Annotated in this window: 27 protein-coding genes; 12 read left to right on the top strand and 15 right to left on the bottom strand. The window is 76.7% G+C overall.

Features of this window, described 5'->3' with window-relative positions:
• The first annotated feature begins 41 nt into the window (after positions 1-41).
• Positions 42-1037, top strand: coding sequence for an EamA family transporter (locus ACI79X_RS14980; RefSeq protein WP_457026206.1), 996 nt, complete (start codon positions 42-44; stop codon positions 1035-1037).
• On the opposite strand, the gene ACI79X_RS14975 is transcribed toward ACI79X_RS14980, so the two are convergent.
• Complete coding sequence (locus ACI79X_RS14975) at positions 943-1647, bottom strand: M50 family metallopeptidase (RefSeq protein WP_457026205.1); 705 nt, start codon at positions 1645-1647, stop codon at positions 943-945. The genes ACI79X_RS14980 and ACI79X_RS14975 overlap by 95 nt on opposite strands.
• 188 nt (positions 1648-1835) lie before the next feature.
• Between ACI79X_RS14975 and ACI79X_RS14970 the strand changes: the two genes are divergently transcribed.
• Complete coding sequence (locus ACI79X_RS14970; RefSeq protein WP_457026204.1) at positions 1836-2441, top strand: antibiotic biosynthesis monooxygenase; 606 nt, start codon at positions 1836-1838, stop codon at positions 2439-2441.
• A gap of 245 nt (positions 2442-2686) precedes the next feature.
• Here ACI79X_RS14970 and ACI79X_RS14965 read toward each other — a convergent pair whose 3' ends face one another.
• Together ACI79X_RS14965 and ACI79X_RS14960 are read right to left on the bottom strand one after the other, a co-directional pair.
• On the bottom strand, positions 2687-3475 hold the full coding sequence (locus tag ACI79X_RS14965; RefSeq protein ID WP_457026203.1) for an ABC transporter permease: 789 nt from the start codon (positions 3473-3475) through the stop codon (positions 2687-2689).
• A 25-nt stretch (positions 3476-3500) separates the two neighbouring features.
• Positions 3501-4460, bottom strand: a complete 960-nt coding sequence (locus ACI79X_RS14960) for an ATP-binding cassette domain-containing protein (protein WP_457026202.1) — start codon at positions 4458-4460, stop codon at positions 3501-3503.
• A 120-nt stretch (positions 4461-4580) separates the two neighbouring features.
• Here ACI79X_RS14960 and ACI79X_RS14955 point away from each other — a divergent pair, with 120 nt between their 5' ends.
• On the top strand, positions 4581-5351 hold the full coding sequence (locus ACI79X_RS14955) for a TetR/AcrR family transcriptional regulator (RefSeq protein ID WP_457026201.1): 771 nt from the start codon (positions 4581-4583) through the stop codon (positions 5349-5351).
• Positions 5352-5453: 102 nt separating this feature from the next.
• Here ACI79X_RS14955 and ACI79X_RS14950 read toward each other — a convergent pair whose 3' ends face one another.
• Together ACI79X_RS14950 and ACI79X_RS14945 are read right to left on the bottom strand one after the other, a co-directional pair.
• Positions 5454-5816 carry a VOC family protein gene (locus ACI79X_RS14950; RefSeq protein WP_457026200.1) on the bottom strand — a complete coding sequence of 121 codons (363 nt, stop codon included), beginning with the start codon at positions 5814-5816 and terminating at the stop codon, positions 5454-5456.
• A 54-nt stretch (positions 5817-5870) separates the two neighbouring features.
• Positions 5871-6725, bottom strand: coding sequence for an ABC transporter permease (locus ACI79X_RS14945; protein ID WP_457026199.1), 855 nt, complete (start codon positions 6723-6725; stop codon positions 5871-5873).
• Between the two features lie 70 nt (positions 6726-6795).
• Here ACI79X_RS14945 and ACI79X_RS14940 point away from each other — a divergent pair, with 70 nt between their 5' ends.
• Positions 6796-7743 (top strand): ABC transporter permease, encoded by a 948-nt coding sequence (locus ACI79X_RS14940; protein WP_457026198.1) that lies wholly within the window; start codon positions 6796-6798, stop codon positions 7741-7743.
• Between the two features lie 593 nt (positions 7744-8336).
• Positions 8337-8576, top strand: coding sequence for a hypothetical protein (locus ACI79X_RS14935; RefSeq protein ID WP_457026197.1), 240 nt, complete (start codon positions 8337-8339; stop codon positions 8574-8576).
• Between the two features lie 73 nt (positions 8577-8649).
• On the opposite strand, the gene ACI79X_RS14930 is transcribed toward ACI79X_RS14935, so the two are convergent.
• Positions 8650-9081 carry a hypothetical protein gene (locus tag ACI79X_RS14930; protein WP_457026196.1) on the bottom strand — a complete coding sequence of 144 codons (432 nt, stop codon included), beginning with the start codon at positions 9079-9081 and terminating at the stop codon, positions 8650-8652.
• A gap of 107 nt (positions 9082-9188) precedes the next feature.
• Here ACI79X_RS14930 and ACI79X_RS14925 point away from each other — a divergent pair, with 107 nt between their 5' ends.
• From ACI79X_RS14925 to ACI79X_RS14905, 5 genes are all read left to right on the top strand, one after another.
• On the top strand, positions 9189-9965 hold the full coding sequence (locus ACI79X_RS14925) for a glycerophosphodiester phosphodiesterase (protein WP_457026195.1): 777 nt from the start codon (positions 9189-9191) through the stop codon (positions 9963-9965).
• Positions 9962-10870: a lysophospholipid acyltransferase family protein gene (locus ACI79X_RS14920; protein WP_457026194.1), complete on the top strand. Its 909-nt coding sequence runs from the start codon at positions 9962-9964 to the stop codon at positions 10868-10870. Before ACI79X_RS14925 ends, ACI79X_RS14920 begins: the two co-directional genes overlap by 4 nt.
• Positions 10871-10916: 46 nt before the next feature.
• Positions 10917-12269 (top strand): MFS transporter, encoded by a 1353-nt coding sequence (locus ACI79X_RS14915; protein ID WP_457026193.1) that lies wholly within the window; start codon positions 10917-10919, stop codon positions 12267-12269.
• Positions 12266-13012, top strand: a complete 747-nt coding sequence (locus ACI79X_RS14910) for a thymidine kinase (protein WP_457026192.1) — start codon at positions 12266-12268, stop codon at positions 13010-13012. The genes ACI79X_RS14915 and ACI79X_RS14910 overlap by 4 nt, the downstream gene beginning before the upstream one ends.
• A 199-nt stretch (positions 13013-13211) precedes the next feature.
• Entirely contained in the window at positions 13212-13556 is a 345-nt protein-coding gene (locus ACI79X_RS14905) for an RNA polymerase-binding protein RbpA (protein ID WP_456873244.1), read from the top strand.
• Between the two features lie 89 nt (positions 13557-13645).
• Here the strand turns inward: ACI79X_RS14905 and ACI79X_RS14900 are convergent, their stop codons facing one another.
• From ACI79X_RS14900 to ACI79X_RS14885, 4 genes are all read right to left on the bottom strand, one after another.
• Positions 13646-14146 carry an FxsA family protein gene (locus ACI79X_RS14900; RefSeq protein ID WP_457026191.1) on the bottom strand — a complete coding sequence of 167 codons (501 nt, stop codon included), beginning with the start codon at positions 14144-14146 and terminating at the stop codon, positions 13646-13648.
• Positions 14147-14210: 64 nt separating this feature from the next.
• A complete protein-coding gene (locus ACI79X_RS14895) occupies positions 14211-15005 on the bottom strand; it encodes a polyprenol monophosphomannose synthase (protein WP_457026190.1) in 795 nt (264 codons plus the stop codon).
• Positions 15002-16639 carry an apolipoprotein N-acyltransferase gene (lnt, locus tag ACI79X_RS14890; RefSeq protein ID WP_457026189.1) on the bottom strand — a complete coding sequence of 546 codons (1638 nt, stop codon included), beginning with the start codon at positions 16637-16639 and terminating at the stop codon, positions 15002-15004. The genes ACI79X_RS14895 and lnt overlap by 4 nt, the downstream gene beginning before the upstream one ends.
• Before the next feature lie 186 nt (positions 16640-16825).
• Positions 16826-18334 (bottom strand): amidohydrolase, encoded by a 1509-nt coding sequence (locus ACI79X_RS14885; RefSeq protein WP_457026188.1) that lies wholly within the window; start codon positions 18332-18334, stop codon positions 16826-16828.
• Between the two features lie 88 nt (positions 18335-18422).
• Here ACI79X_RS14885 and ACI79X_RS14880 point away from each other — a divergent pair, with 88 nt between their 5' ends.
• Positions 18423-18950: a GNAT family N-acetyltransferase gene (locus tag ACI79X_RS14880; RefSeq protein WP_457026187.1), complete on the top strand. Its 528-nt coding sequence runs from the start codon at positions 18423-18425 to the stop codon at positions 18948-18950.
• A 7-nt stretch (positions 18951-18957) separates the two neighbouring features.
• On the opposite strand, the gene ACI79X_RS14875 is transcribed toward ACI79X_RS14880, so the two are convergent.
• Both ACI79X_RS14875 and ACI79X_RS14870 read right to left on the bottom strand, forming a co-directional pair.
• Positions 18958-19839 (bottom strand): lysophospholipid acyltransferase family protein, encoded by an 882-nt coding sequence (locus tag ACI79X_RS14875; RefSeq protein WP_457026186.1) that lies wholly within the window; start codon positions 19837-19839, stop codon positions 18958-18960.
• A 52-nt stretch (positions 19840-19891) separates the two neighbouring features.
• Complete coding sequence (locus ACI79X_RS14870; protein WP_457026185.1) at positions 19892-21025, bottom strand: carboxylate-amine ligase; 1134 nt, start codon at positions 21023-21025, stop codon at positions 19892-19894.
• A 135-nt stretch (positions 21026-21160) separates the two neighbouring features.
• On the opposite strand from ACI79X_RS14870, the gene ACI79X_RS14865 reads away from it, so the two are divergent.
• Positions 21161-22021 (top strand): hypothetical protein, encoded by an 861-nt coding sequence (locus ACI79X_RS14865; protein ID WP_457026184.1) that lies wholly within the window; start codon positions 21161-21163, stop codon positions 22019-22021.
• Positions 22022-22034: 13 nt separating this feature from the next.
• Here the strand turns inward: ACI79X_RS14865 and ACI79X_RS14860 are convergent, their stop codons facing one another.
• The 3 genes from ACI79X_RS14860 to ACI79X_RS14850 all read right to left on the bottom strand — a co-directional run bounded on the left by ACI79X_RS14860 (position 22035) and on the right by ACI79X_RS14850 (position 25376).
• Positions 22035-23639: an Rv2578c family radical SAM protein gene (locus tag ACI79X_RS14860; RefSeq protein ID WP_457026183.1), complete on the bottom strand. Its 1605-nt coding sequence runs from the start codon at positions 23637-23639 to the stop codon at positions 22035-22037.
• Between the two features lie 143 nt (positions 23640-23782).
• Positions 23783-24262, bottom strand: coding sequence for an Lrp/AsnC family transcriptional regulator (locus ACI79X_RS14855; RefSeq protein WP_457026182.1), 480 nt, complete (start codon positions 24260-24262; stop codon positions 23783-23785).
• Complete coding sequence (locus ACI79X_RS14850; RefSeq protein WP_457026181.1) at positions 24237-25376, bottom strand: M24 family metallopeptidase; 1140 nt, start codon at positions 25374-25376, stop codon at positions 24237-24239. The genes ACI79X_RS14855 and ACI79X_RS14850 overlap by 26 nt, the downstream gene beginning before the upstream one ends.
• Between the last annotated feature and the right edge of the window lie 32 nt (positions 25377-25408).

The following is a 25408-nucleotide window of genomic DNA, read 5'->3' as shown; positions in this document are numbered from 1 at the left end:
CGGACCTGTCCACCGGTCCGCTCGCCGGTCAGGGTCGCACCGTGACCGCCGGACCCGACACCCCCGTCCACCGTGCCGCGCCGCCTCCCGGGCTCCGGGCCGCGCTGCCCGGAGCCCTCGCGATGGCCTTCGTCGGCGGGAGCGTCGCCGTCTCCGGCCTGCTCCCCGGCGACGCGGACGCGACGGCACAGGCGCTGCGCTACGCCGCCGCCTGCGCCGTCCTGGTGCTGCTGGCGCGGGCCGGCGGACGGCCGGTGCACCGCCCCCGCGGCGCCGAGTGGGGCTGGCTCGCCGGGGTGGCCGGCGCCGGGCTGGTGCTGTTCAACGTGGCCCTGGTGGAGGGCGCCGCGCACGCCGAGCCCGCCGTCCTGGGCGTCGCCGTGGCCGGCGTGCCGCTGCTGCTCGCCACCGCCGGCCCGCTGCTGCAGGGGCAGCGGCCTGCGCCGCGGCTGCTGCTGGCGGCGGCCGTGGTCACCGCGGGCGCCGTGGCGGTGCAGGGCCTCGGGCGCACCGACGGCACCGGGCTGCTGTGGGCGCTCGTGGTCCTGCTCGGCGAGGCGGCGTTCACCCTGCTCGCCGTCCCCGTGCTGGGCCGGCACGGGGCGTGGGGCGTCTCGGTGCACGCCACCTGGCTGGCCGCCGCCGGCTTCGCCGTCCTCGGGGTCACCACCGAGGGAGGGGGCGCGGCGCTGCGCCTGGACGCCGGCGACCTGCTCGCCGTCGCCTACCTGGCCCTGGCGGTCACCGCCGCCGCGTTCGTGCTCTGGTACGCCACCGTGGGCCGGCTGGGGCCCGGGCGGGCCGGCCTGCTCACCGGCCTCGCGCCGGTGGCGGCGGCCGTGGCCGGCGTCGCGCTGGGCGGCCCGCCGCCGGCAGCCGGGGTCTGGGCCGGCATCGCGCTGGTGGCCGCGGGCCTGGCGTGCGGGAAGGGCGGTGCCGCGCTCAGGGGAGCAGCAGCCAGGACGCGGCGAGGACCAGCGCGCCGGCGTCGAGCAGCAGGAACAGCCCGACCCAGCCGAGCGCCGGCAGGCCGGTGAGCCGGGCGAGCTGGTCGGCGTCGGAGTCCGGTGCCGCGCGCCGGCGGCGGGCCCGCTGGAGCTCGAGCGCCGTCCGCGGGGCGGCGAGCAGCAGGAACCAGGTGACCGTGGCGGCGAACGCGGCCTGCCCGGCCGGCGGGAGCCAGGCGGTTCCCCCGGCGACCAGCGCGCCGGTGACCAGCACCGCCCACAGGCCGTAGAAGTTGCGGATCTGCAGCAGCAGGAGCGCGAGCAGGGCGAGCACCGCCCACAGCACCCCGGCGGCGTGCCCGGTGGCCAGCAGCGCCGCCGCGCCCAGCCCGAACAGCGCGGGTCCGGGGTAGCCGGCCGCGCAGGTGAGGACCATCCCGGGCCCGGTCGGGCGGCCCCGGGAGACCGTCAGGCCGGAGGTGTCCGAGTGCAGCCGGATCCCCGACAGCCGGCGTCCCGCGGCGAGTGCGGCGAGGCCGTGGGCCCCCTCGTGGGCGATGGTCACCACCGTGCGGGCCGGGCGCCAGAGCGCGGGGGTGGCCACCACGAGCAGGGCGACGGCGGCGGCGCCGGCGACGACGCCCGGCGGCAGCGGGGCCTCGGCGGTGGCCCGGGTCCACAGGCGCTCGACGACGTCCATCGCGCCGAGTCAACCGCACGCGCCTGGGAGCCGCCCGGACGTGCCGTCGGACGCCGTGTCGCCCGTTATCCCCAACTTTCAGCGGATCGGGCCGCTGGTGACGTCCGGGGGAAGGGGGCAGCGAGAGCGGAAGAGATCACGCTCCCCGCGGCTGCGGCGAGCCGGGTGGCCTGCTCATCCTGGACGGCGTGACGACGACGCCCGCCGTCGACGCCCGGGAGCTGCCGGTCACGGTCTCCTTCACCCGGCGCGCCGACCCCGCGCACACCCGCGAGATGACCGCCTGGATCCGCGCCGGCCTGACGATGGCCGAGTCGTTCCCCGGCTTCCTCGGCGCCGGGTGGGTGCGCCCGCGCGGCGGCTCCGACGAGTGGCACATGCTCTGCCGGTTCACCGACCAGCGGGCGCTCGAGGCGTGGGAGGCCTCGGCGGAGCGGGCCTGGTGGCTGCGCTCGGCCGAGGGCCTGGCGGAGGTGACCCGCACCGAGCGGCGCACCGGGATCGAGGGCTGGTTCGACCAGCCGGCCGCGACCGAGGTGGTCACCCCGGCGGGCCCGGCGGCGCCGCCGCGGTGGAAGCAGGCGACGACGATCTGGCTGGTCTTCTACCCGCTCAACCTGCTGGCCACGGTGACGCTGGGCGTCTGGCTGGCCGACCTGCCCGTGGCCCTGCGGGTGGCGGTGGTGACCCTCACCCTCACGCCGCTGATGACCTACCTGTTGCTGCCCTGGATCACCCGCCGCCTGCAGTGGTGGCTGGCCGGCCGGTCCTGGCGCGACCGTCGCCGGCCGTGACCCGGGTGGGCCGGAGGGACGCCCCCGGCCCACCCGGCCTGCTCAGGCGGACGTGCGCTCGAGCGCGGCGAGCTCCCGCGCCACCATCTCCTCGTGTGCCCGCTCGTCCTCGCGGGCCCGGCGGGGCTCCACCGGCCGGCCATCACGAACCCGGTCATGACGTCACCGGCCAACCCGTTATCCCGAACAAACGTGCGAACAACAACCCAACGACAAGAACCACGGCAACGAGGAGCCGGCCCCGGTCAGGGGTGCCGACGGTGGACGCGGACGGCGGCCGCCGCGGCCACGAGCAGCAGGCCCACGCTCCACACCGCGGCCTGCCAGGCGCCGGAGCCGATCGGGGTCCCGGTGAGCAGCCCGCGCACCGTCTCGATGACCGGCGTGATCGGCTGGTGCTCGGCCACCGCGCGCAGCCCGGCCGGCAGCGTCTCCGGCGGCACGAAGGCGCTGCTCAGGTAGGGCACGAAGAGCATGACGAAGCTCATCGCGCCCGCCGACTCGACGCCGGACGCCAGCACGCCGAGGAACGCCGCCAGCCACGACAGCGCCAGCACGTACAGCAGCACGACGCCTGCGGCGGCGACCCACTCGACGGCCGTCGCGTCGGGGCGGAACCCCATCAGCACCGCGGCGAGGACCACCACGGCGGTGGAGACGGCGTTGCGCGCCACGCTGGCGACGACGTGTCCGCTGAGCACCGCCGAGCTGCGCACCGGCATGGACCGGAGGCGGTCGACCATGCCGCTGGTGGCGTCGGCGGCGACCGCCACCGCGGTGGTCGCCGCGCCGTAGCCGGCGCACAGCAGGACGATGCCCGGCACGACGTAGTCGACGTAGGCGGCCCGGCCGCTGATGGCGCCGCCGAAGACGTAGACGAACAGGGCCATCTGCAGCACCGGCAGCACGACGGCCATCACCAGGGTGTCGACGTTCCGGCGGGTCAGCCGCAGGCTCCGGCCGGCCATGACCGCGTGGTCGGTGACGGCGGCGCGCAGGCCCGCGTGCACGGGGGTGGTGGCGAGGGTGGTCACGGGGTCCTCCTCGGGGACGACGCGATCAGGCAGGGACGGGGACGCGGTCCGGCGAGGGAGCCGGCGCTGTGGCGGGCGAGCCGGTCAGGGACAGGAAGACGTCGTCGAGCGTCGGCCGGGCCGCGGCCACCCGTTCGGCCGCCAGGCCGGCGTCCCGCAGCCGGTCGAGCACGGCGTGCAGGTGAGCCGCCCCGCCGTCGGAGGGGAGGGTGAGCAGCCCGCGAGCGGGGTCGACGACGGCGCCGGGCAGCACGGCGGCCGCGCGCGGGAGGCCCGCCGGGTCGGCGAGACGCACCTCGAGCCGGTCCCCGCCGACGAGCGCCTTGAGCTGGTCGGGCGTGCCGGACGCCGCGACCCGGCCGCCGTCGACCAGCACGACCGTGGAGGCGAGCCGGTCGGCCTCCTCCAGGTACTGCGTGGTGAGCACGACCGTCGTCCCCGCGGCGACCAGGTCCCCGATCGCGGCCCACATGGTCGCCCGGCTGGCCGGGTCGAGCCCGGTCGTGGGCTCGTCGAGGAACAGCACCCTCGGCCGGCTCACGAGGCTCATCGCGAGGTCGAGCCGGCGGCGCATCCCTCCGGAGTACGTGGCGACGAAGCGGTCGGCTGCGTCGTCCAGGCCGAACGTGCCGAGCAGGCCATCCGCGCGGCGACGGGCCTCGCGGCGGCCGAGGTGGGCCAGCCGGCCGAGCATCACCAGGTTCTCCCGGCCGGTCTGCCGCTCGTCGACGGCCACGGCCTGGCCGGTGAGGCTGAGCTGCGCCCGTGCCCGTGCCGGCTCGCGGACGACGTCGTGCCCGGCGATCCGCACGGTGCCGGCGTCGGGCCGCAGCAGCGTGGTGAGGATGCGGACGGTGGTGGTCTTGCCCGCGCCGTTCGGCCCGAGGAGGGCGAGGACCTCGCCCTCGGCGGCCGCGAGGTGCACCCCGTCGAGCACGAGGGTGGGTCCGAAGGACTTGCGCAGGCCGGTGGCCTCGACGATCACGGCTGCCTCCCAGGGATGAGACGCTGATTGCGTATGGCGTACGCGTCCCAGCGTATGGCCTACGCTGAGGTGGTGACAAGGGCCCGGATACGCTGGGCGCCCCGCGGGGGAGGGGAGGACATGGAGCAGCCCGACGGGCCCGGCCTGCCCCGGCAGGTCGCCCTGCTGTGGGGACGCCGCCCACCCGCCCGCCGCGGCTCGGCGCTGAGCATCGACGCGATCACCGCGGCGGCGATCCGCGTGGCGGACGCCGACGGGCTCGCCGCCGTCTCCATGGCCCGGGTGGCCGCCGAGCTCGGCAGCGCCCCCATGTCGCTCTACCGGCACGTCGACAGCAAGGACGACCTGCTGCAGCTGATGGGCGACGCCGCCCTGGGGTCGCCGCCGGAGCTCGCCGGCGCGACGTGGCGGGAGCGGCTGAGCTCCTGGGCGTTCGCCGTCCTCGGCGTGTTCCGCGCCCACCCCTGGTACCGCGAGATCCCGCTGGTCGGGCCGCCCATCGGCCCGCGCAACCTCGAGTGGTTCGACCGGGCGCTCGGCGCGCTGGAGGGCTCCGGCCTGGCCGAGGAGGACGAGGTGCTCGTCGTCCTCGGGCTCATGCCCGTCGTGCACGGGCAGGCCCGGCTGTCGATGGACCTCTCCGCCGGGTACGCCGCCGACCCCGACGCCTTCGGCGAGGGCTTCGCGCGCTCGCTGGCCTCGGTGGTCGACCCGGCCCGCTACCCGTCCCTGAGTCGGGTGATGGCGTCGGGCGCCTTCGGCCCGGCCGGCGGGCCGGAGGAGGTGCCGGAGGGCTACGACGACTTCGGCCCCGAGTTCGCCTTCGCGCTGGGCTGCTACCTCGACGGCGTGGCGGCCTTCATCCAGCGTGGCGGGCACGGTACGAACTGACCCCGGGTGGCCCGGAGCCGCCGCCGCACGTGACCTCCTGTGTCCGTTATCCCCAACGAATCTGGGGCCAGCGCCGTGACCGGCTCCCGCGGTCGAGAGCAGTTACCGGGTACGGGTCAGGTTCACCGCGTTGCCGTCCGGGTCCTGGACGTGGGCCACCCGCTGACCCCAGGGCATGTCGGCCGGCGGGCCGGCCACCGCGCCGCCCAGCTCTCCGACCCGGGGGAGGGCGACGTCGACGTCGTCCACCTCGATGCTCACCAGTACGCGGCCGGGGGAGCCGGGTGCGACGCCGTCGTCGGCGACGATGCCGAGGTCGGAGTCGCCGATCCGCAGTCCCTGGTAGAAGACGGGACCGTCGTCGGGCACCCGCACGGTCGGGACGGCGCCCGCGACGCCCGCGTAGAAGCGCACCAGGCGCGCGACGTCGCGGGTGGCCAGGATCGGCTGGACGGTGCTCGGCACGGGGACCTCCGGGGTTCGACGCGGCTCACTGCTGACCGGCCCGGCGGCCGGGACTCATCGGCGCCCGTCGTCGCGGCCGGTGGCGCGCAGGCCCTCGCCGAGGAGGACGAAGGCGGCCACGGCCACGACCAGCACGACGCTCGGCGCCACCAGTGCGTGCGGCGCCCGCGACGCCGCCTCGCCGCCCTGCTCGAGCAGGATGCCCCAGGAGTCGGTGGGCCGCTGCAGGCCGACGCCGGCGAAGGTCAGGATCGCCTCGGCGGACACGAGGAAGCCCGCGTAGGCGCTGGTGAACACGAGCAGCGGCCGCACCGCGGACGGCAGCACGTGCCGCCACAGCAGCCGCACGGGGCCGGCGCCGAGGGCGCGGGCCGCCGTCACGTGGTCGAGCGCCAGCACCTGGCGGGTGCTCGCCCGCACGATCCGCACCATGGGCGGCCAGCTGAACGCGGCCAGGACGACGACCACCTGCGCGACGCCGCGTCGGTCGGTGGCGCTGAGCAGGATGACCCCGCCCAGGACCAGCGGGATGCCCGACCAGACGTCGGTGACCCGGGTGACCAGCGCGTCCACCCAGCCGCCGGCGTAGGCCGCCAGCGTGCCGAGCAGCAGCGCGGCCGGCCCGGCGATCGCCACGACGGCCACCACCAGCAGCAGCGACGTCCGGGCGCCGTACACCACCTTCGCGGCCAGGTCGCAGCCGAAGAGGTCGAAGCCCAGGGGGTGCGCCCACGACGGCGGGACGAGCGAGTCGGCCAGGTCGCAGGACCGGGGGTCGGCCGGGGCGAGGGCCGCCGGCGCCAGCGCCATCGCCGCGAACACGGTGAGCAGCAGCGTGGCCACCACCAGCGGGGCGTTCCACCGGCGCCGACCGGTCGGGGTGTCCGCGGACGGCAGGGACGGCGGCACGCGCGGAGTCTGCCCGAGGCGGAGCGGCGCCGTCGACCGTGGTGATCACCGTCCTGCCACGATGGGCGGCGTGCTCGCCTTCGCCGTCCGCCGGTCCGGGCAGGCACTGGTCAGCCTCTGGGCGGCGGTGACCCTCGTCTTCGTCGCCGTGACGCAACTGCCGGGGGACCCGGTGCGCGCACTGTTCGGCTTCCGCCCGCCGCCGCCCGAGCTCTACGCCCGCATCCGCAGCGACTACTCCCTCGACGAGCCCGTGGCCGTCCAGTACGGGCGGTACCTGCGCGACCTGCTCAGCGGCGACTGGGGGCGTGGCCTGCCGAGCCTGCGCGGCGACGCGGTGGTGCCCGGCCCGGCCGTGCTGGACGTCGTCGCGGTCACCGCACCGGTCAGCGCGGTCCTGCTGGGCGGTGCGGTGCTGGTGCAGCTCGTCGTCGGTGTGGTGGCCGGCGCGCTGGCCACGGGCGGGCGGTGGACCGGCACGGGTGTGTACGCCGTCGCGACGCTGCTCGTGGGCACCCCGGTCGTGGTGGCCGCCTACCTGCTGCGGTTCGTCTTCGTCTCCGAGCTCGGGTGGGCGCCGGTGAACGGGCGCACCGGCGACCCGGCGGCCTACCTGCTGCCCGTGCTCGCCCTGGCGGCGCTGTCGACCGGGTACGTCGCACTCATCTCGCGGGTCGAGGTGGGGGAGACGCTGCGCTCGCCGTTCGTGCTGGCCGCCCGGGGCCGCGGCCTGCCTCCGTGGCGGGTGGTCGGCGTGCACGCGCTGCGGCCGGCGCTGACGCCGGTGGTGACCTACGTGGCGGCGAATCTGGGGCAGCTGTTCGTCGGGCTGATCGTCGTCGAGGGTGTGTTCGGCATGCCGGGGGTCGGCGGTGCGATCCTCGTGGCGATCCAGGGACGGGACCGGGCGATGCTCGTCGGCCTGACGACGGTCGTGATCGCGGCGGTCATCGTGGCCAACGCACTGGCCGACGTCGCCGCAGCGGCGGTCGACCCGCGGGTCCGGGTGCGGGCATGACGGTGCGGTCAGGGGTGTGGGGAGCGGGTCCCCTCCGGACTAGTTGACATAATGTGCATTATCGGCGTGAAGGGCACAGGCTCCGAGGGGGGGCTGATCCGGCTCGCCACCGGGCCCCTCGGGTCGACACCCGAGGACCGACCACCGACGACCGGGCCAGCCCGGTGCACGCCCTCCCGTCGACGTCGGGTCGCTGCGGCCGGGCGCCGCCGTCGGGCCCGGTCCGGGTCCCGCCGGTCGAGGTGCCGACCCGGACTCCGGACACCGCGCCGCGGCCGCCGGTCCGGTGCGCCCGGCGGCCGGCCGTCGGCCGACCGACTCCTGAGCTCCTGGGCGCCCGGTCGGCACCCCGGCCACCTCACTCCCGACCCGGGCCGGTCGCCGGCTCGCGTGCCGACCGCTCACTGCGGCCCCGTCCGACGGCCCCCGCACCGCCCGGTGATCATCTCGACGGCGACATCCCGCTCCTGCCGCCGTCCACCAGCCCCTCCCCGGGTCCCGCGACATCACCGTCCTTCCGTCACTGTGACGCAAGGACGGTGATGTCGGTGCTTCGACGGGCGGCCCGCCCGCTGCCTGCCTAGGGTCGACGCATGGAACTCCGACGTCCGATCGCAGCACTCATGACCGCGCTGGCGCTGTTCGGAGGCGGCGCCACGCTCACGGCCTGCAACGCGGCCGGCGACACCCAGAACGACGGCACCACCGACGACAGCGAGAACACCAGCGGCGACGACCCCTCGGAGGAGTCGCAGGACAACCTGCCGGACAACAGCAACCCGGACCCGGGCGCGCCCGAGGACCAGGACGACGACACGCAGGACCCGGACTGACGTCCCGTCCCGGGGCCGGACAGTACGAGCCGGACGCCGGGACCCGGTACGGCGACCGGGCCCGGCGCACGCGTCAGCCGGCGCGCTCGGTGACCCAGAGCCGGTCGAGCCGCCCCGTCGAGCGCACCACGTCGGCCAGCGACTGCTCGAGTTCGGCCTTGGTGTGCCGCTCGCCCAGGAGCGTCTGCACGTCCTCGAGGGCGCAGCGCAGCTGGAACAGCCGGTCCTGCAGGCCGTCGAGCTCGGCGCGCTTGACGAGCACCACGTCGTCGGACAGGCCGGCCTTGGCCGTCGCCGACCGTTGCTCGTAGGCACGCTGCCGGCACGCCTGCCCGCAGTACAGGCGCGGCCGGCCGACGGACCCGGCCTGCGGGAGCACCCGCCGGCACCAGCCGCACCGGCGCTCGGTGCCGCTCCCCTGCTCGCCGGTGTCCCGCTCCGCCGACGTCCTGACCGCCTTCCCGACCGTTCCCGCGGCGGCGCCGCGGACCTGCTGCTCTGCCACGGCCGCGACGCTAGACGGCCCCACCGACAGTCCGGCGTGACACGCCCGGGAGGCACCTCGTGATGGGGCCGGTCGGCGTGTCGGGGGCCCGCACTAGCGTGTCGCCCGTGCCTCCCGCCCGGTTCGCCTTCCTCGAGGGGCCGACCCCCCTGGCGATGGCCCACCGGGGTGGCGCGATCGAGCACCTGGAGAACACCATGCCGGCCTTCGCGGCCTGCGTGGCGATGGGCTACCGGTACCTGGAGACCGACGTGCGGGTGACCTCCGACGGCGTGCCGGTCGTCTTCCACGACCCCGCGCTCGACCGGGTCACCGACCGCTCGGGCCGCGTCGAGCAGCTGCCGTGGGCGGAGGTCGGCGAGGCCCGCATCGGCGGCCGGGAGCCGATCCTGCGGCTGGAGGAGCTGCTCGGCGCCTGGCCCGACGTCCGGTTCAACCTGGACATCAAGGCCGCCGGGGTCCTGGCGCCGCTGGTGCGGGTGCTGCGCCGCATGGACGTGCTCGACCGGGTCTGCCTCGGCTCGTTCTCCGACGCCCGGGTGGCGGCCGCCCGCCGGCTGCTCGGCCCGACGGTGTGCACGTCACTGGGTCCGCGCGGGGTGGCCGCGCTGCGCCTGTCGTCGTACTCGCCGCGCGCGGCCGGGCTGGTCCGGATGCAGGCCGGCTGCGCGCAGGTGCCGCTGCAGTTGGGCGGGCGGGCGCTGGTGGACGAGCGGTTCGTCGCCGCCGCGCACGCCCGCGGCCTGCAGGTGCACGTGTGGACCGTCGACACGGTCGAGGAGGCCACGGCGATGCTCGACCTCGGCGTCGACGGCATCATGACCGACCGCCCGGCGATGCTGAAGGAGCTGCTGGAGGCGCGGGGGCAGTGGGTGGGCCGGTGAGCGGCTCGCGCGAGCGGCCGCCGGCGGGGTGGCGGCAGTGGCGGCAGTGGCGGCCGGCTCCCCCGCCGCTGCCCGACCACCTCGAGGGCATCCTGCGCGACGGCGACCCCGAGTGGTTCGCCCGCGAGCTGGCGATCGCCGCGGCGCCGCCGTGGTGGTTCTGGCTGTTCCTGCTGCGGCGGTTCTCGTGGCTGGTCGACCTGTTCGGGCGGGTGGAGGTCACCGGGGGGATCCCCGAGGAGCTGCGCCGCGGGCCCCTGCTGCTCGCGGCCAACCACGTCGGCGACTTCGACCCGTTCCTGATCGCCGTCGCCCTGCACCGCCTCGGCGTCGTCCCGCGGATCATGGCCACCGGCGGGATCATCTCCGCGCCGGTCGCCGGGCCGCTGCTCGAGCGCGCCGGCGGCATCCGCGTCGACCGCGGCACCGAGGACGCCCGGCACGCGGCCCGGGTCACCGAGGTGGCGCTGGTGCACGGCGGGCACGTCGTCGCCTATCCCGAGGGCCGGGTGGGTCTCGACCCCGACGGCTGGCCCGAGCGCGGGCGCACCGGCATGGCCCGGCTGGCCCTCGGGGTGCGTGTGCCCGTCCTGCCGGTGAGCCAGTGGGGCGCCCAGGAGGTGCTGCAGTACGGCAACGACTGGGGGAAGCTGCGCACGCTGGCCCGGTCGCTGGTGCGGCGGCCGGTGCTGCGGGTGCACGTCGGCCCGCCGGTCTTCATGGAGGACCTCGAGGTGGGCCGCGTGGGCGACGCCAACCGGGCGCGGATGCGCATCGCCGCGGCGATCACCCGCGGCCTGGTGCCGCTGCGCGCGGCGAGCCGGCCGCTGCGCCCGGACCCGACCCGGCCCACGACGGGGAGGGCGGCCTTCCCGGGCGGCGTGGTGCCCGAGGACATCCCGTGACGGGCCGGTGCTGGAAGTGCCGTCCCGCGGCTGGCACCCTGCGGCCGTGACCGCGCCCGACCTCCAGGCCGCTCCCGGCCCCGCCGACCGCGCGCTGCGCCGCGAGCGCTTCGGCTGGTACTCCTACGACTGGGCGATGTCGGTGTTCAACACCAGCGTCACCACGGTCTTCCTCGGGCCCTACCTGACCGGCGTGGCCGAGCAGGCCGCCGGCGCCGACGGCCGGCTGCCGTTCCTCGGCCTGTCCATCCCGCCGGGCAGCTGGTTCTCCTACGTGCTGTCGTTCTCCGTCGTCCTGCAGGTCGTGGTGCTGCCGCTCACCGGCGCCGTCGCCGACCGCAGCGGGCGCAAGCGGCAGCTGCTCGGCGCGCTCGCGCTGCTCGGCGCGCTGGCCGCCACCTGCCTGTTCTTCGTCGCCGACGGCCGGTACCTGCTGGGCGCGGCGCTGTTCGTCGTCGCCAACGTCGCCTTCGGCGCGGCCACCGTCGTGTACTACTCGTGGCTGCCCGACCTCGCCGGGCCCGACGAGCGCGACGCCGTCTCCAGCCGCGGGTGGGCGTTCGGCTACGTCGGCGGCGCGCTGCTGCTCGCCGTCCACCTCGGGCTGTTCCTCGGGGCGGGGTCGCTCGGGCTCACCGAGGGCGAGGCGGTGCGCATCTGCCTGGCGACGGCGGGCCTGTGGTGGGGCCTGTTCACCCTCGTCACGGTCACGCTGCTGCGCGACCGGCCGCCGGTCGCGGCGCACGGCGGCGTCGGCAGCAGCGGCTTCCGGCAGCTGTGGGCGACGCTCAAGGGGATGCGGGCGTTCCCGCTGACGCTGTGGTTCCTCGGCGCGTACCTGCTGTTCAACGACGGCGTGCAGACCGTCATCTCGCTGTCGGCCACGTACGCCAGCGAGGAGCTGGGGTTGTCGCAGTCGGTGCTCACCGGGGCGATCCTCATGGTCCAGGTGGTCGCCGTCTTCGGGGCGCTGGGCCTGGGCCGGGTGGCCGCCCGCTACGGAGCCAAGCGCACCGTGCTCGGCTGCCTGGTGGCATGGACGGCGGTGCTCGTGGCGGCCTACTGGCTGCAGGAGGGCGCGGTGGCGCAGTTCTACGCGCTGGCCGCCGTCATCGGGCTGGTGCAGGGCGGCACCCAGGCGCTGTCCCGGTCGCTGTTCAGCCACCTCATCCCGGCCGGCCGGGAGGCGGAGTACTACAGCTTCTACGAGATCAGCGACCGCGGGACCAGCTGGCTCGGGCCGCTGGCCTTCGGCCTGACCTACCAGCTCACCGGCTCCTACCGGTACGCGATCATCAGCCTGGTCGTGTTCTTCGTCGCCGGGTTCCTGCTGCTGCTGCGCCTGCCCGTGCGGCGGGCGGTGGTCGCGGCCGGCAACACCCCGCCGGAGCGGCTGTGAGCGACCCGGAGGCGTCGCCGGCGGTGTCGCCGGCGGTGTCGCCGGCGGTGGTGCCCGCGGCCGGGAACCGGCGCCGCGCCCCGGCCCCGGCGCACCTGCGCTTCTTCCACGGCCCGATGGACTGCGGCAAGTCCACGCTGGCGCTGCAGGTCGACCACAACCAGAGCCGGCAGGGCCGCTCGGGGCTGCTGCTCACCCAGGGCGACCGCTCGGCCCGGCCGCGGATCACCTCCCGCGTCGGGCTGGCGCGCGAGGCGGTCGAGGTGGACGCCGGGACCGACCTGCTGCTGCTGGTGCGCAGCCGGTGGGCCGACGGCACCCGGGTGGACTACCTGATCGTCGACGAGGCGCAGTTCCTCACCCCGGGGCAGGTCGACCAGCTCGCCGAGCTCGTCGACGCCTCGCACGTCGACGTCTACGCCTTCGGCCTGACCACCGACTTCCGCGCCCGGCTGTTCCCCGGCACCCAGCGGCTGCTCGAGGTGGCCGACGACGTGCAGCGGATCCAGGTCGAGGTGCTGTGCTGGTGCGGCGCGCCGGGGCTGCTCAACGCCCGCGTCGTCGACGGGCAGATGGTGCGCGAGGGCGCCACCGTCGTCGTCGCCGACACCGCGCCCACCCCGGCCCCGGAGGCGTCGGCGTCGGAGCCGGAGGTGCACTACCAGGTGCTGTGCCGCCGGCACCACGTGCTGGGTCTGCTGGGCCCCGGGGCGGCCGGGCCGGGGCAGCTCGCCCTGCCCTGATCCCCCGGCGGGGTGCCCTCGCTCACCCCTCGGAGGGGCGGTGGGTGCCCCGATACCACTCCATGCGATGATGGGGAACCGACTCAGCGGAATCTCTCCGCGAAATCCGCCGTTGGTCTCCTTGACTCCCTCCTGCAGTGGGTACCCCCTGCAGCGAGGAGTCCTGACCGACACCACCAGCACGAGAGGACGGTGTGCCATGGGCGAGCGTTCCCTGCGCGGCAGCCGACTGGGCAGCGTGAGCTACGAGACCGAGCGGAACACCGCGCCGATCGAGCGGCAGTACGTCGAGTACAAGTGCCCCTCGGGTCACCAGTTCACCGTGCCGTTCGCGGACGACGCCGAGGTGCCCGACACCTGGGAGTGCAAGTTCGACGGCTCGGCGGCCAAGCTGGTCGGCGGCGCGGAGCCGGCTCCCAAGAAGGTCAAGCCGCCGCGGACGCACTGGGACATGCTCCTGGAGCGCCGCTCCGTCGAGGACCTCGAGGAGGTCCTGGCCGAGCGTCTCGAGGTACTGCGCGGCCGGCGGACCCGCGCCAGCTGACCCCAGCACGCAGCGGAACGGCCCCGGTGGGACTCCCCACCGGGGCCGTTCCGCGTCCCGGGCCGGTGGCGGCCGGCGGGCCCGCGGCCTCAGGGCCGGTGGCCGGCGTCGACCACGTCGCCGGCCACCTCGCCCTCGATCACCCGCACCCGGGCCCCCGAGGCGGTCGCACCGGACGCGCCGGGCACCCGGGTGCTGCGCACCCGCACGGGGCCGGCGGCCGACAGCCCCAGCCGGGCGGCCAGCCCGCGGCCCACGGCGGCGCGCACCAGCGGGCGGGTGGGCGGCAGCAGGCACAGCAGCCCGACGACGTCGGACAGGAACCCCGGCAGCACCATCAGCCCGCCGCCGACGGCGACCAGGCCCGCGTCGGAGGCGGCACGCCCCGGCGGCCGGTGCGCCACGGCCCGCTCGCGCAGCGCCTCCAGCGCGCGGGTGCCCTGGCGCGCCAGCAGCGCCCAGCCCAGCACGGTGGTGGCCAGCGCCGCGAGCACGGTGGCGCCCACCCCGATCCAGCTGGCGATCAGCACGAAGACGGCGACCTCGGCGAGGGCCCACAGCCCCGCCAGCACCCGTACGCGTCGTCCCACAGCCCGTCCCACAGCCCGTCCCACGGCTCTCCTCGGTCCGGCCTCGCGGGCGGCCCGGGTCCGCCTACCGGACCTCGCTGGACCGCCCGCCGTCGCGGACCCGTCCTGGCACGGCGCGGGGGACCCGGCCCGGCAGGCGGTCGGCCAGCCGGTCCTGCAGGCCCCACCACGTGACCCGCACCAACGCCTCTTCAACGATCGAGGCGGTCATCTTGCTCCTGCCGAACTCGCGTTCGCTGAAGGTGATCGGCACCTCGGCCACCCGGGCGCCGGCGCGGACCGCCCGCCACGCCCAGTCGACCTGGAAGCAGTAGCCCTGGCTGGCCACCTCGTCGAAGGGCAGCCGGTCCACCAGCTCCCCGCGGACGGCGCGGAACCCGCCGGTGGCGTCGGCCAGGGGCAGGCGCAGCGCCCAGCGGGTGTAGCGGTTGCCCAGGCGGGACAGCAGCAGCCGACGCCGCGGCCAGTCCTCCACCCGCCCGCCGGGCACCCACCGCGACCCGAGCACCAGGTCGGCGTCCGCCAGCCGCGCCAGCAGCAGCGGCAGCTGCTCGGGGTGGTGCGAGCCGTCGGCGTCCATCTCCACCAGCACGTCGTAGCCGTGCGCGCGGCCCCAGCGGAACCCGGCCACGTAGGCCGGGCCCAGGCCCGACTTCTCCGTGCGCCGCAGCACGTGCACCCGCGGGTCCTGCGCGGCGATCTTCTCGGCCAGCTCGCCGGTGCCGTCCGGGGAGCCGTCGTCGACCACCAGGGCGTGCGCGTCGGGGACGGCGGCGTGCAGCCGGTCGAGGATCGGCTCGAGGTTCTCCACCTCGTCGTAGGTGGGGATGACGACGAGGACCCGCTGCCCCGCGCTCACCGCCGGCTCCGGCGGGCGCGCAGGGCCGGGACGGCGACGGCGAGCACCGCGCCGGCGCCCAGGGCGCTCAGGGCCCACTCGGGGGCGGCGCCCAGCCGCTGGGCCAGGGTGGCGCCGTCGCGGCGGGCGATCTCCTCGACGAACACCGCGGAGGTGAACAGCTGCGAGGAGCGCACCAGCGAGCCGTCGGGCGCGATGACGGCGGAGATGCCGCTGGTGGAGGCGAGCGCCACCGACCGGCCGAACTCGACCGCGCGCACCTGGGCGGCGGCCACCTGCTGGGCGCTCTCGTCGGTGTAGCCGAAGGTGGCGTTGTTGGTCTGCACCACGAGCAGCTCGGCACCGGCGTCGACGGTGTCGGCCACCAGGGAGTCGTAGACCACCTCGAAGCAGATGACGTCGCCCACCCGGGCGCCGCCCATGTCGAGGACGCCGACCTCGGTGCCCTTGGTGAAGTCCCGGCGGACCAGGTCGACCTTGTCGCTGAAGAACCGGAAGAACGCGCGCGCCGGGACGTACTCGGCCAGCGGCACCGGGTGGCGCTTGACGTAGGTGTCACCAGGCCCGTCCTCGGGCTCCCAGACGATGCCGGTGTTGCTCAGGTACTCCCCCGGGCCCTCGACGACGGCGCCGACCAGGATCGGCGCGCCGACCGCCCCGGCGGCCCGGCTGATCGCCCGGGCGGCGTCGTCGTTGGTGTAGGGGTCGATGTCGGAGCTGTTCTCCGGCCACACCACCAGGTCCGGCTGCGCCTCGTCGCCGGCCGCCACCCGGGTGGCGAGGTCCATCGTCTGCTGCACGTGGTTGTCCAGGACCGCCCGGCGGCGGGCGTTGAACTCCAGGCCCGCCTCGGGGACGTCGCCCTGCACGACGGCGACGGTCACGGTCGGCCCGCCGTCGGTGAGCGAGCGCCCCGGCAGCGGCAACCACGCCACCGCACCCACCAGGGGGACGGCGAGCACGCCGGCGACCAGCGCGGCCGCGGCCCGCACCGCAGGCGCCCGCCCGGCCGGGTCCCCGCCGGCCGCCCGCCACGCCCGCGCGAGCGCCAGGACGGCGGCGGCCAGCAGCGCCCCGGTGAGGGCGACGGCGAAGCCGACCAGCGGCACCCCGCCGTAGGCGGCCAGGGACAGGAACGGCCCGTCGGTCTGGCTGAACCCCAGCCGTCCCCACGGGAAGCCGCCCAGGGGCAGCCGGCCGCGCAGCGCCTCGTCGAGCACCCACAGCGCCGCGGTCCACAGCGGCCACAGCCGGGAGCGCGAGACCGCCGCGGTGGCCGCGCCGAGCGCGGCGAGGAACAGCGCCTGGGAGACCGCCAGCGCCAGCCAGGGGAACGCCCCGACGTAGGTGCCGCTCCACGACAGCAGGGGCACGAAGAACGCCAGGCCGGACACCAGGCCCAGCCACGCGCCGGCGCGGGCCCGCTGCCCGTGGACGGCCAGGGCCAGGGCGGCGGGGCCCAGCACGGCCAGCCCGGTCAGCGACCAGCCGGGGAAGGCGAACAGCAGCGCGACCCCGCCCGCTGCGGCCAGCGCCGTCCGCCAGGGCCACCGCCGTGCGGGCCGGCGCCCCGCCGGCTGCCCGGACGCGCCGGGAGCCGCGTCGAGCGTGTCCGTCGCGGCTGCTGGTGGCACCGCCGGCCTCCCCGCGACATCGCGCCGCGGACCGGGTCCGGGCTGCACCGTGCGCCCGCCGCTGCGCGGGCGCGGACCACGGCGTGGCCCGCCGGACAGTCTCCCACCCCGGCGGGCGGGACCGGCCGCCCCGCCTGCGGTGTCCCCCGCCGGTGCGGCGACCGCACCCGCGCGGGCGTCGCCCCGTTACAGCGGCGGCACCCGCCCGGCCACCACCAGGCCGGAGCAGCGGGGGCGGGCGCGCCCGGCCAGCACGGCGGAGAGGGTGCCCTCGGTGGCCCACAGGGCGAGGTCGGCCGGGGCGCCGACCGCCAGCGGACCGGCCGGGTGCTCGGCCCGGACGGCGTGCCAGCCGCCGTGGGTGGCCGCGTCGAAGGCGTCGAACGGGCGCAGGCCCGAGGCGCGCTCGTGGTGGTCGACGGCGGCGTGCACCCCGCCCCACGGGTCCATCGGCGTCACCGGGGCGTCGCTGCCCAGCGCCAGGGCCACCCCGGCGTCGGCGAGGTCGGCGAACGGGTTGGTGCCCAGCGCCCGCTCGACGCCGAGGCGCTCGGCGTACATCCCGGCGTCCCCGCCCCACGCGGCGTCGAAGGCCGGCTGCACGCTGGCCACCATCCCCCAGGCGCGCATCCGCTCGACCGCCTCGGGTGAGGTCATCTCCACGTGCTCCAGGCGGTGCCGGCAGGCCCGCACGGTGGCGAGGCCGAGCTCGTCGACGACCGCGCCGACGGCGTCGAGCACCTGGTCGACGGCGGCGTCGCCGATGACGTGGAACCCGGCCTGGACGCCGGCGGCGGTGCAGGCGCGCACGTGGTCGACCAGCTGCGCGGTCTCGAAGCGCAGGACCCCGGTCGTGTCGGGCCGGTCGCGGTAGGGCGCCGACAGGGCGGCGGTGTGCGAGCCGAGGGCGCCGTCGCAGAACAGGTCCCCGCCGGCGCCGGCCAGCCCGAGCTCGCGCACCAGGTCCAGCCCGCCCCGCTCGGCGAGTTCCCCCCAGTAGCCGAGCACCCGGGGACCGGGCCGCCCGGCGGCCAGCGCCAGCAGCGCGCGCAGGTCGTCGGCGCCGGACACCTCGGGCCCGGCCATCTCGTGCACCGTGCCGATGCCCAGGCGGGAGGCCGCGTCCAGGGTGGCGGCCTGCGCGACCTCCCGCTGCGCCGCCGTGACCGCCCCGTAGGCGGCCTGCCGGGCGGCGTGGTGGGCGTCGAGGCGCAGCTGCCCGTCGGCGGAGAACCCGGGCAGCTCGCGGATCCCGGGCACCCGGTCGAGCAGCGCCGTGGAGACGGTCGCCGAGTGGACGTCGACCCGCGCCAGGTAGACCGGGCGGTCCCCGACGACGGCGTCCAGGTCGGCGCGCGTGAGCCCCCGGCCCTCCGGCCAGCCGGTCTCGTCCCACCCGGTGCCCAGCAGCACCCCGGCCGGAGCGGTGCGGTGCGCGGCGGCGACGGCGTCCACCGCCTCGGCGACGCTCGACCTCGAGTGGAGGTCGAGACCGGTCAGCGCCAGGCCCGTCGCCGTCGCGTGCACGTGCGCGTCGACGAACGCCGGGGTCAGCAGCGCGCCGTCCCCCGCGACCGTGCGGCCGGCCCGCGGCGCGTCGCCCGCGTCGCCGAGCCAGGCGATCGCGCCGTCGGCGACGGCCACCGCGCGGCCGGGGCGGTCGCCGACGGTGACGTCGGTGATCAGCAGGTCCACGGCAGCAGCATGGCAACGGCCTCCGGCCGGCCTCCCCCCGGCCCGCTCCCGGGTGGCCGCGGGCCGACCGCGGCGGTAGGCAGGAGCGGTGCCGGACGGGGAGCTGCTCACCCCGCGCCTGCGGCTGCGTGCCTGGACCACCCGCCGCGACGACCTGGCCCGGCTCACCGACATCTACGGCCGGCCCGAGGTCACCCGGTGGCTCGGCGGCAGCCCGTCGGTGGGGCCGGTGGAGCTCGTCGCCCGATGGGCGGAGGTCAGCCGCGCCGACCCGCGCTTCGGGTGCTGGGCGGTGGAGGTGCGCGCCGATCCGCCGGTCGTGGCCGGCACGGTGCTGCTCAAGCCGCTGCCCGACGGCGTCGGCGAGGTGGAGGTCGGCTGGCACCTGCACCCCGACTGCTGGGGCCGCGGCTACGCCACAGAGGCCGCGCGCGCCGTCGTCGAACGGGCCTTCGGCGCCGGGCTGCCGGAGGTCTACGCCGTCGTCCGGCCCGGCAACGAGCCGTCGCTGGCGGTGTGCCGCCGGCTCGGCATGGAGCCGCTGGGCCGGATGCGCCGCTGGTACGACGTCGAGCTCGAGGCGTTCCGGCTCATGGCCCCGCCGGTGGTCGAGTAGCCGCCGCTCAGGCGGCGGCCGTCGGCGGACGGCGCCGCCCGGAGAGGCGGGCCCGCAGCCGCGCCCGGCGCGACGTGCGCGCCCGCACCCGGGCGCCCGCGGCGTCGGCGCTGTCGCGCTGGGCGGCCTCCTGCGGCGTGGGGGCGGTGCCGCCCAGGTGCGCCGGCACCCACCACGTGTCGCCGGGCCCCTCGGGCTGCTGCGGGTAGGTGCGCTGCGCCTCGTCCAGCAGCGCCTCCATGGCGACCTTCGTGCGGGCCAGCAGCGCCGGCGGCGTCTCGCCGGGCTCGGGCACGATCGGATCGCCGAACACGACGGTCACCGCGCGGCCGCGGGTGAGGTCGACCGGCCGCTTCTTGGTGGCCACCCGGTGCCCGCCCCACACCGCGGCCGGGAGGATCGGCACCTGCGCGTCGATGGCCATGCGGGCGGCACCGGCCTTGAGCTCCTTGACGGTGAAGCTCTGGCTGATCGTGGCCTCGGGGAACACGCCGACCACCTGGCCGTCCTTGAGCGCCCGGACGGCGGCGTCGAAGGCCGCGGCGCCGGCCTTGCGGTCGACCGGGATGTGCCGCATCGCCCGCATGAACGGCCCGGCGAACCAGTGGCCGAACACCGACGCCTTGGCCATGAAGCGCACCAGCCGGTGCCGCGGCAGCGCGCCGAGGCCGAGGAAGGTGAAGTCGAGGTAGCTGACGTGGTTGCTGCAGATCACCGCGCCGCCGGACGCCGGCACGTGCTCCGACCCCCGGACGTCGAAGCGCAGTCGCAGCAGCCGGAAGATGACCAGGGTGACGCGGACGACCAGCCGGTAGGGCCAGTCGCCGCGCTCCGGCCGGGGGCCGAACAGGTCGCGCCGGACGACGTCACGCCAGCTCGCGGTGTACATGGCGGGACGATAACCGGCGCGCCTGGGCGCCACCTGCCCACCACCTGGGGGGTCAGCGGACGACGGTGAGGTCCGCCGCCGCCCGCACCACCGCCGCCAGGTCCCCGGTCTCCCGGTACACCCGGCGCTGCAGGTCCGCGCCGGTGCCGCGGTCCAGCACGGCCCGCACGCCGTCCTCGACCCGCCGCCGGTCCCCGGAGGCGTCCAGCGCCGGGCCCACGTGCGCCAGCAGCGCCGCGACGACGTCCGCCGCGGGCTCCGGACGCCCGGTGAGCGGGTGGACGAGCTCCCCGCCGGTCCCCGAGCGGCCGGCGCGCCAGGCCGCCACCCGCAGCACCTCGCCGCGCACCGCCGGGGCCGGCCGGCCCTCCCGCCACTCGCGCGCCGCGGTGTCCACCAGCGCACGCACCAGCCCGGCGTGCGTGACGGCGTCCTCCACCCGCAGCGCCACGTCGGCGACCCGCACCTCCACCGTGGGCCAGCTTCGGGAGAGGCGGGCGGCGAAGTAGACCTGGCCGGCGTCGACGATCGTCCGGGTGGCCACGAGGTCGTCGACCACCCGGGCGTAGGTGGCGGCGTCGCCGAACACCTCCGTGGGGCCCGAGGAGGGCCAGCGGTCCCAGGCCTGCGAGCGGTAGCTGGCGTAGCCGCTGTCGCGCCCCAGCCAGAACGGGGAGTTGGCGGTCAGCGCCGTCAGCACCGGCAGCCAGACCCGGATCCGGTCGAGGACGGCCACGCCCTCCTCGTCGCCGTCGACCGACACGTGCACGTGGCAGCCGCAGGTGAGCTGGTCGGTGGCGATCAGCCCGAAGCGTTCCTCCATCTCGGCGTAGCGCGCCCCGGGCGTCGGCTCGGGGTCCACGGCGACCGGCGAGCTCGCCAGCGCCGCCACCCGGGCGCCCACCGCGCGCGCCGCCGCGTCGGCCCGGCCCCGCCAGAACCGCAGCTCCCGCGTCACCTCGTCGAGGCCGGTGCACACCCGGGTGCCGAGCTCCACCTGCTCCTGCTTGAGCTCGGGCACCAGGTGGCCGGGCCGCTCCCCCGCGCCGTCGTCGCGCTCGTGCTCCTCGGGCGTCTCCCCCTCCCCCCGGCGGGAGGCCACCGCGAGCGCCTCCGGGCCGCGGGGCACCGGCGTGCCCGACGGGTCGACGACCAGCAGCTCCTCCTCGACCCCGACCGTGCGCACCGGGACATCCTTCCCGGGCCCGGTCGCGTCTGCTCCCCGGCGGGGTCACTGCTTCCGGCGCCGGAGGCGCCGCCTGCGGTCCCACCACCTGAGGTGGTGCACATTTGTTGGGCATAACGGCGTAGGATGGGACTCGTGAGCCGCACCTGGCAGGGCCCGCTCCCGGAGATGCCGTCGGTCCCGGCGGCCCGCGCCTGGCAGCGGCTGGTGCCTCCCGAGGGCTACGCCGTCCAGTGGCGCCGACTGGTCGACGCCGCCCTGGAGCTGGGACTGGGCCCGGAGGAGCTTGCCACCGGCGGCATGGACGACGTGGCCGCGGCGCGCGGGTGGAAGCCCGCGACCGTCACGCTGTACAGCAAGGTGGCCCGCTACGGCGGCGTCCCCCTGCCCACCCCGCCGACGCCGGAGCCCGATCCCCGCACGCTCGACCTGAGGCCCCTGTGCGAGGTGCGCAGCGAGCAGCCCGAGCACCTGCGCACGGTCGTCTGGTGCGCGATCGCCCTGCACTGGCCGGCCCCGGTGGGCACCTTCCGCGACCTGCGCCGCGAGCAGGTGCACCCGACCGCCCGCCGGCTGCTGGTGCGCACCGAGGACGGCGAGTGGTCGGTGCCCGGCGCGCTGCGGGCCTGGCACGCCTGGGAGGACGTCCGCAACCGGTTCCCGGCCCTGGAGCGCAGCCCGTGGGTGCTGCCGGCGCTGCGCCGCGGCCCCGGCTTCTCCTCCGAGGTGGGCGGCCGGCTGTCCAGCCAGGCGCTGCAGGTGACCTTCGCCAAGCACGCCGTCCGCACCGCGCTGCACCTGCGCGGGACGACGACGGGCGGCGGGCGGGCGCGGGCCGACGCGCTGGCCGCCGTCTACGAGACGCTGTCCTACGACTCCTTCCGCCGCCTCGCGCTGGCCGGCGGCGCCGAGCCGGTCGCCGCCCGCGGCGCGGTGCGCGCCGAGCGGGCCGCGCGGGCCAACAAGGCCGCCGCCCCGCCGGCGCCCGGGCGCTGAGCCGCGCCCGGCCTCAGATCAGGGCGAGCTGCCCCGGGACGGCGTCGTCGCGCACGGCCGCCCGTCCCCTCCCCCGCCGGGCGGGAGCGGGCGCCGCGGGACGCACGGCGGGCAGGCTGCCCGCCGGGAAGCCCGCCTCGTCGTCGCCGGGCACCCCCGACGGCGCCTCGCCCGGCACGCCGCGCGCCTGGCCGCCGGGGTGCCCGTCGAGGCCGTGCCGGCGCAGCAGCGGCGCCACGCGCCGGGCCAGCCACGCCCGGTACTCCGCGGGCACGTAAGCGCCGCCGCGGTAGAGCTGCCGGTAGCGCGGGACGAGGGCGGGGTGCTCGCGGGCCAGCCAGGCGGAGAACCACTCGCGGGCGCCGGGGCGCAGGTGCAGCGGCACGACCGTCACCCCGGTGGCGCCGGCGGCGGCGACCTCCCCGAGGGCGGCGTCGAGGTCGGCCAGCCGGTCGGTGAGCCCGGGCAGCACCGGCGCGAGGAACACCCCGCACGGCAGTCCCGCGTCGGTGACGGCGCGGACCAGGTCGAGCCGGGCGCGCGGCGAGGGGACGCCGGGCTCGAGGCTCGCGTGCAGGTCGTCGTCCCAGATGGCCAGCGAGACGCCGAAGCCGACGGGCACGTCGCGGGCGGCGGAGGCCAGCAGCGGGACGTCGCGGCGGGCCAGTGTGCCCTTGGTGAGGATCGAGAACGGCGTCCCCGAGTCGGCGAGCGCCCGGATGACGCCGGGCATGAGTCGGTAGCGGCCCTCGGCCCGCTGGTAGGGGTCGGTGTTGGTACCCAGGGCCACGTGCTCGCGTCGCCACGACGGCTTGGCCAGCTCCCGGCGCAGCACCTCGACGAGGTTGGTCTTGACGACGATCTGGGTGTCGAAGTCGCGGCCGCTGTCCAGGTCCAACCACTCGTGCGTCTTCCGAGCGAAGCAGTTGTGGCTGATGACCCCGTTGGCGACGAAGTCACCGGTGCCCGTGGTGATGTCGAACATGGGCATCTCGACGCCCAGGTCGCGGAGCCCGGTGACCCGTAGGTCCGCGTCGCTCCTGACGGCCGCGCCGACGGTCACTGCGGTGTCCGACCGACCCACGCCCAGGAGCACGTCGTCGGTGCTCAGGTTCCGGCGACCGGCCATCGTGTCCGCGACGTGGGCCCAGCCTCCCGTGGTGAGGAAGCGGTGGTCGCCGCTCGCGACGATCTGGGTCCCGTCGCCGAGGGTGACGCGGTGTGCCGGCTTCACCGTGCTCCAGTGCGCGAGCACCTCGGTCTCGACGTAATGGCGGTACGTGCCGCGCCGCTCGGTGCCGATGATGCGGTCCCCCACCCGGAGGTCGGCGATGGGACGCTGGCTGCCGTCGGCCATCAGGACCAGGGTGTCGCCGGCCAGGCAGTACACACACTGGTGGAGGCAGCCCCGGTACGGGTTGATCGTGTAGCCGAAGGGCACCCGCGAACCGTCGGGCACCTTGTTCAGCGCCGACCGGGACAGCACCTCGTGCAACGTCACACCGGGGAACTCCGGCACCTGGACGCTGCGCAGCAGGCCCCGCGCGCTCGGCATCCCCGGGAGGAGGCCGCCCTCCTCGGCGTCGAGCCGCTGCCCCTCCCACCGCACGGGGTCCATGCGAACACACGTTCGACGGCGGTGTCCACCCGCCGCGCCCCTTCCCCGGCAACTGTGCTTTCCGTCAAGCGTCGGCTGACGCGGTAGTTGGGGATAACGGTCGTGGGGAGATGGGACGTCGCCCCCGGACGTGCGCCGGCGTCTCAGACCGGCGGGCGGTCCTCGTAGAAGGTGGAGAGCACGACGGTGGTGCGGGTGCTGACGTTCGCCGTCGTGCGGATGTCGCGCAGCAGCTGCTCGAGCGCCTCCGGCGAGGCCACCCGCACCTTGAGCAGGTAGCTCTCCACCCCCGCCACCGAGTAGCAGGCCTCGATCGCGTCGAGGTGCACCAGCTTCCCCGGGGCGTCGTCGGCCTGGGCCTGGTCCAGCGGGGTGATGGCCACGAACGCCGTCAGCCCCCGCCCGAGCAGCCGCGCGTCGACGGTGGCGCGGTAGCCGGTGATCAGCCCCCGCTGCTCCAGGCGGCGCACGCGCTGGTGCACCGCGGACACCGACAGGCCCACCCGCTCGGCCAGCTCGGTGTAGCTGGCGCGCCCGTCGCGGGCGAGGGCGGCGAGCAGCTTCCGGTCGACGTCGGAGGCCGGCTCCCCGCCCGCCTCAGCCGGGGAGGACGACGAGCCCACGGGGACCGTTGTTCAGGACGCGGACGCCCTCGTCGGTGCAGACCACGATGTCCTCGATGCGCGCGCCCGCGCGCCCGGCGAGGTAGATGCCCGGCTCGACGGAGAACGCCATGCCGGCCTCCAGCGGCAGGTCGTTGCCCGCGACGATGTAGGGCGCCTCGTGGGTGTCCAGGCCGATGCCGTGCCCGGTGCGGTGGATGAAGTGCTCGCCCCAGCCCGCGGCGGCGATCCGGTCGCGGGCGACGGCGTCGACCTGCTCGGCGGTCACCCCGGGGTGGACGGCGGCCACGGCGGCCTCCTGCGCGTCCTGCAACACGGCGTACCACTCGGCGGTCCCGGCGTCGGGCTCGCCGCCGACGGCGTAGGTGCGGGTGCAGTCCGACCGGTAGCCGGTGGGGGTCTCCCCGCCGATGTCGACGACGACGACGTCGCCGGCCTGCACCACCCGGTCGGAGAGCTCGTGGTGCGGGCTCGCGCCGTTGGGGCCCGAGCCGACGATGGTGAAGTCGACGCCCACGTGGCCCTCGGCGAGGATCGCCGCCGCGATGTCGGCGCCCACCTCGGCCTCGGTGCGGCCCACCCGCAGCCACTCCCCCATCCGCGCGTGCACCCGGTCGATGGCGGCGCCCGCGACGGCGAGCTCCTCCACCTCGGCCGGCGTCTTGACCACGCGCAGCCGGTCGAGCACCGGCGTCGCGAGCTCCAGCGCCGAGCCGGGCAGCGCCCGGTGCACCCCGAGGGCGTGCTCGGCCCAGGTGCGCGCGCCGACGGCGACCCGCGTGGGCGCCGTCCCCAGCCGGGCGGTGACCTCCCGGGCGACGACGGCGAACGGGTCGTCGGTCTCGTCCCAGGCGTGCAGCTCCAGCCCCAGCGCGCCGGCGGGCGACGCGTCGACCATCGGCGCCTCCAGCCGCGGCACCACCAGCAGCGGCTCCCCGGTGCGGGGCACGACGAGCGCCGTCAGCCGCTCCATGGCGTGGGCGGAGTAGCCGGACAGGTAGCGCAGGTCCGACCCCGGGGTGAGCACCACGACGTCGATGCCGAGCTCCTCGGCGACGGCGCGTGCGGCGTGCACGCGGTCGATGCTGACGAGGGCCCCCGTGCTGTCTCCCACGCCGGGACACTAACCCCGGGCACCGGCAGGAC

The organism is Geodermatophilus sp. SYSU D01119, assembly GCF_054049975.1.
This window is presented reverse-complemented; position numbering and strand designations above follow the sequence as displayed.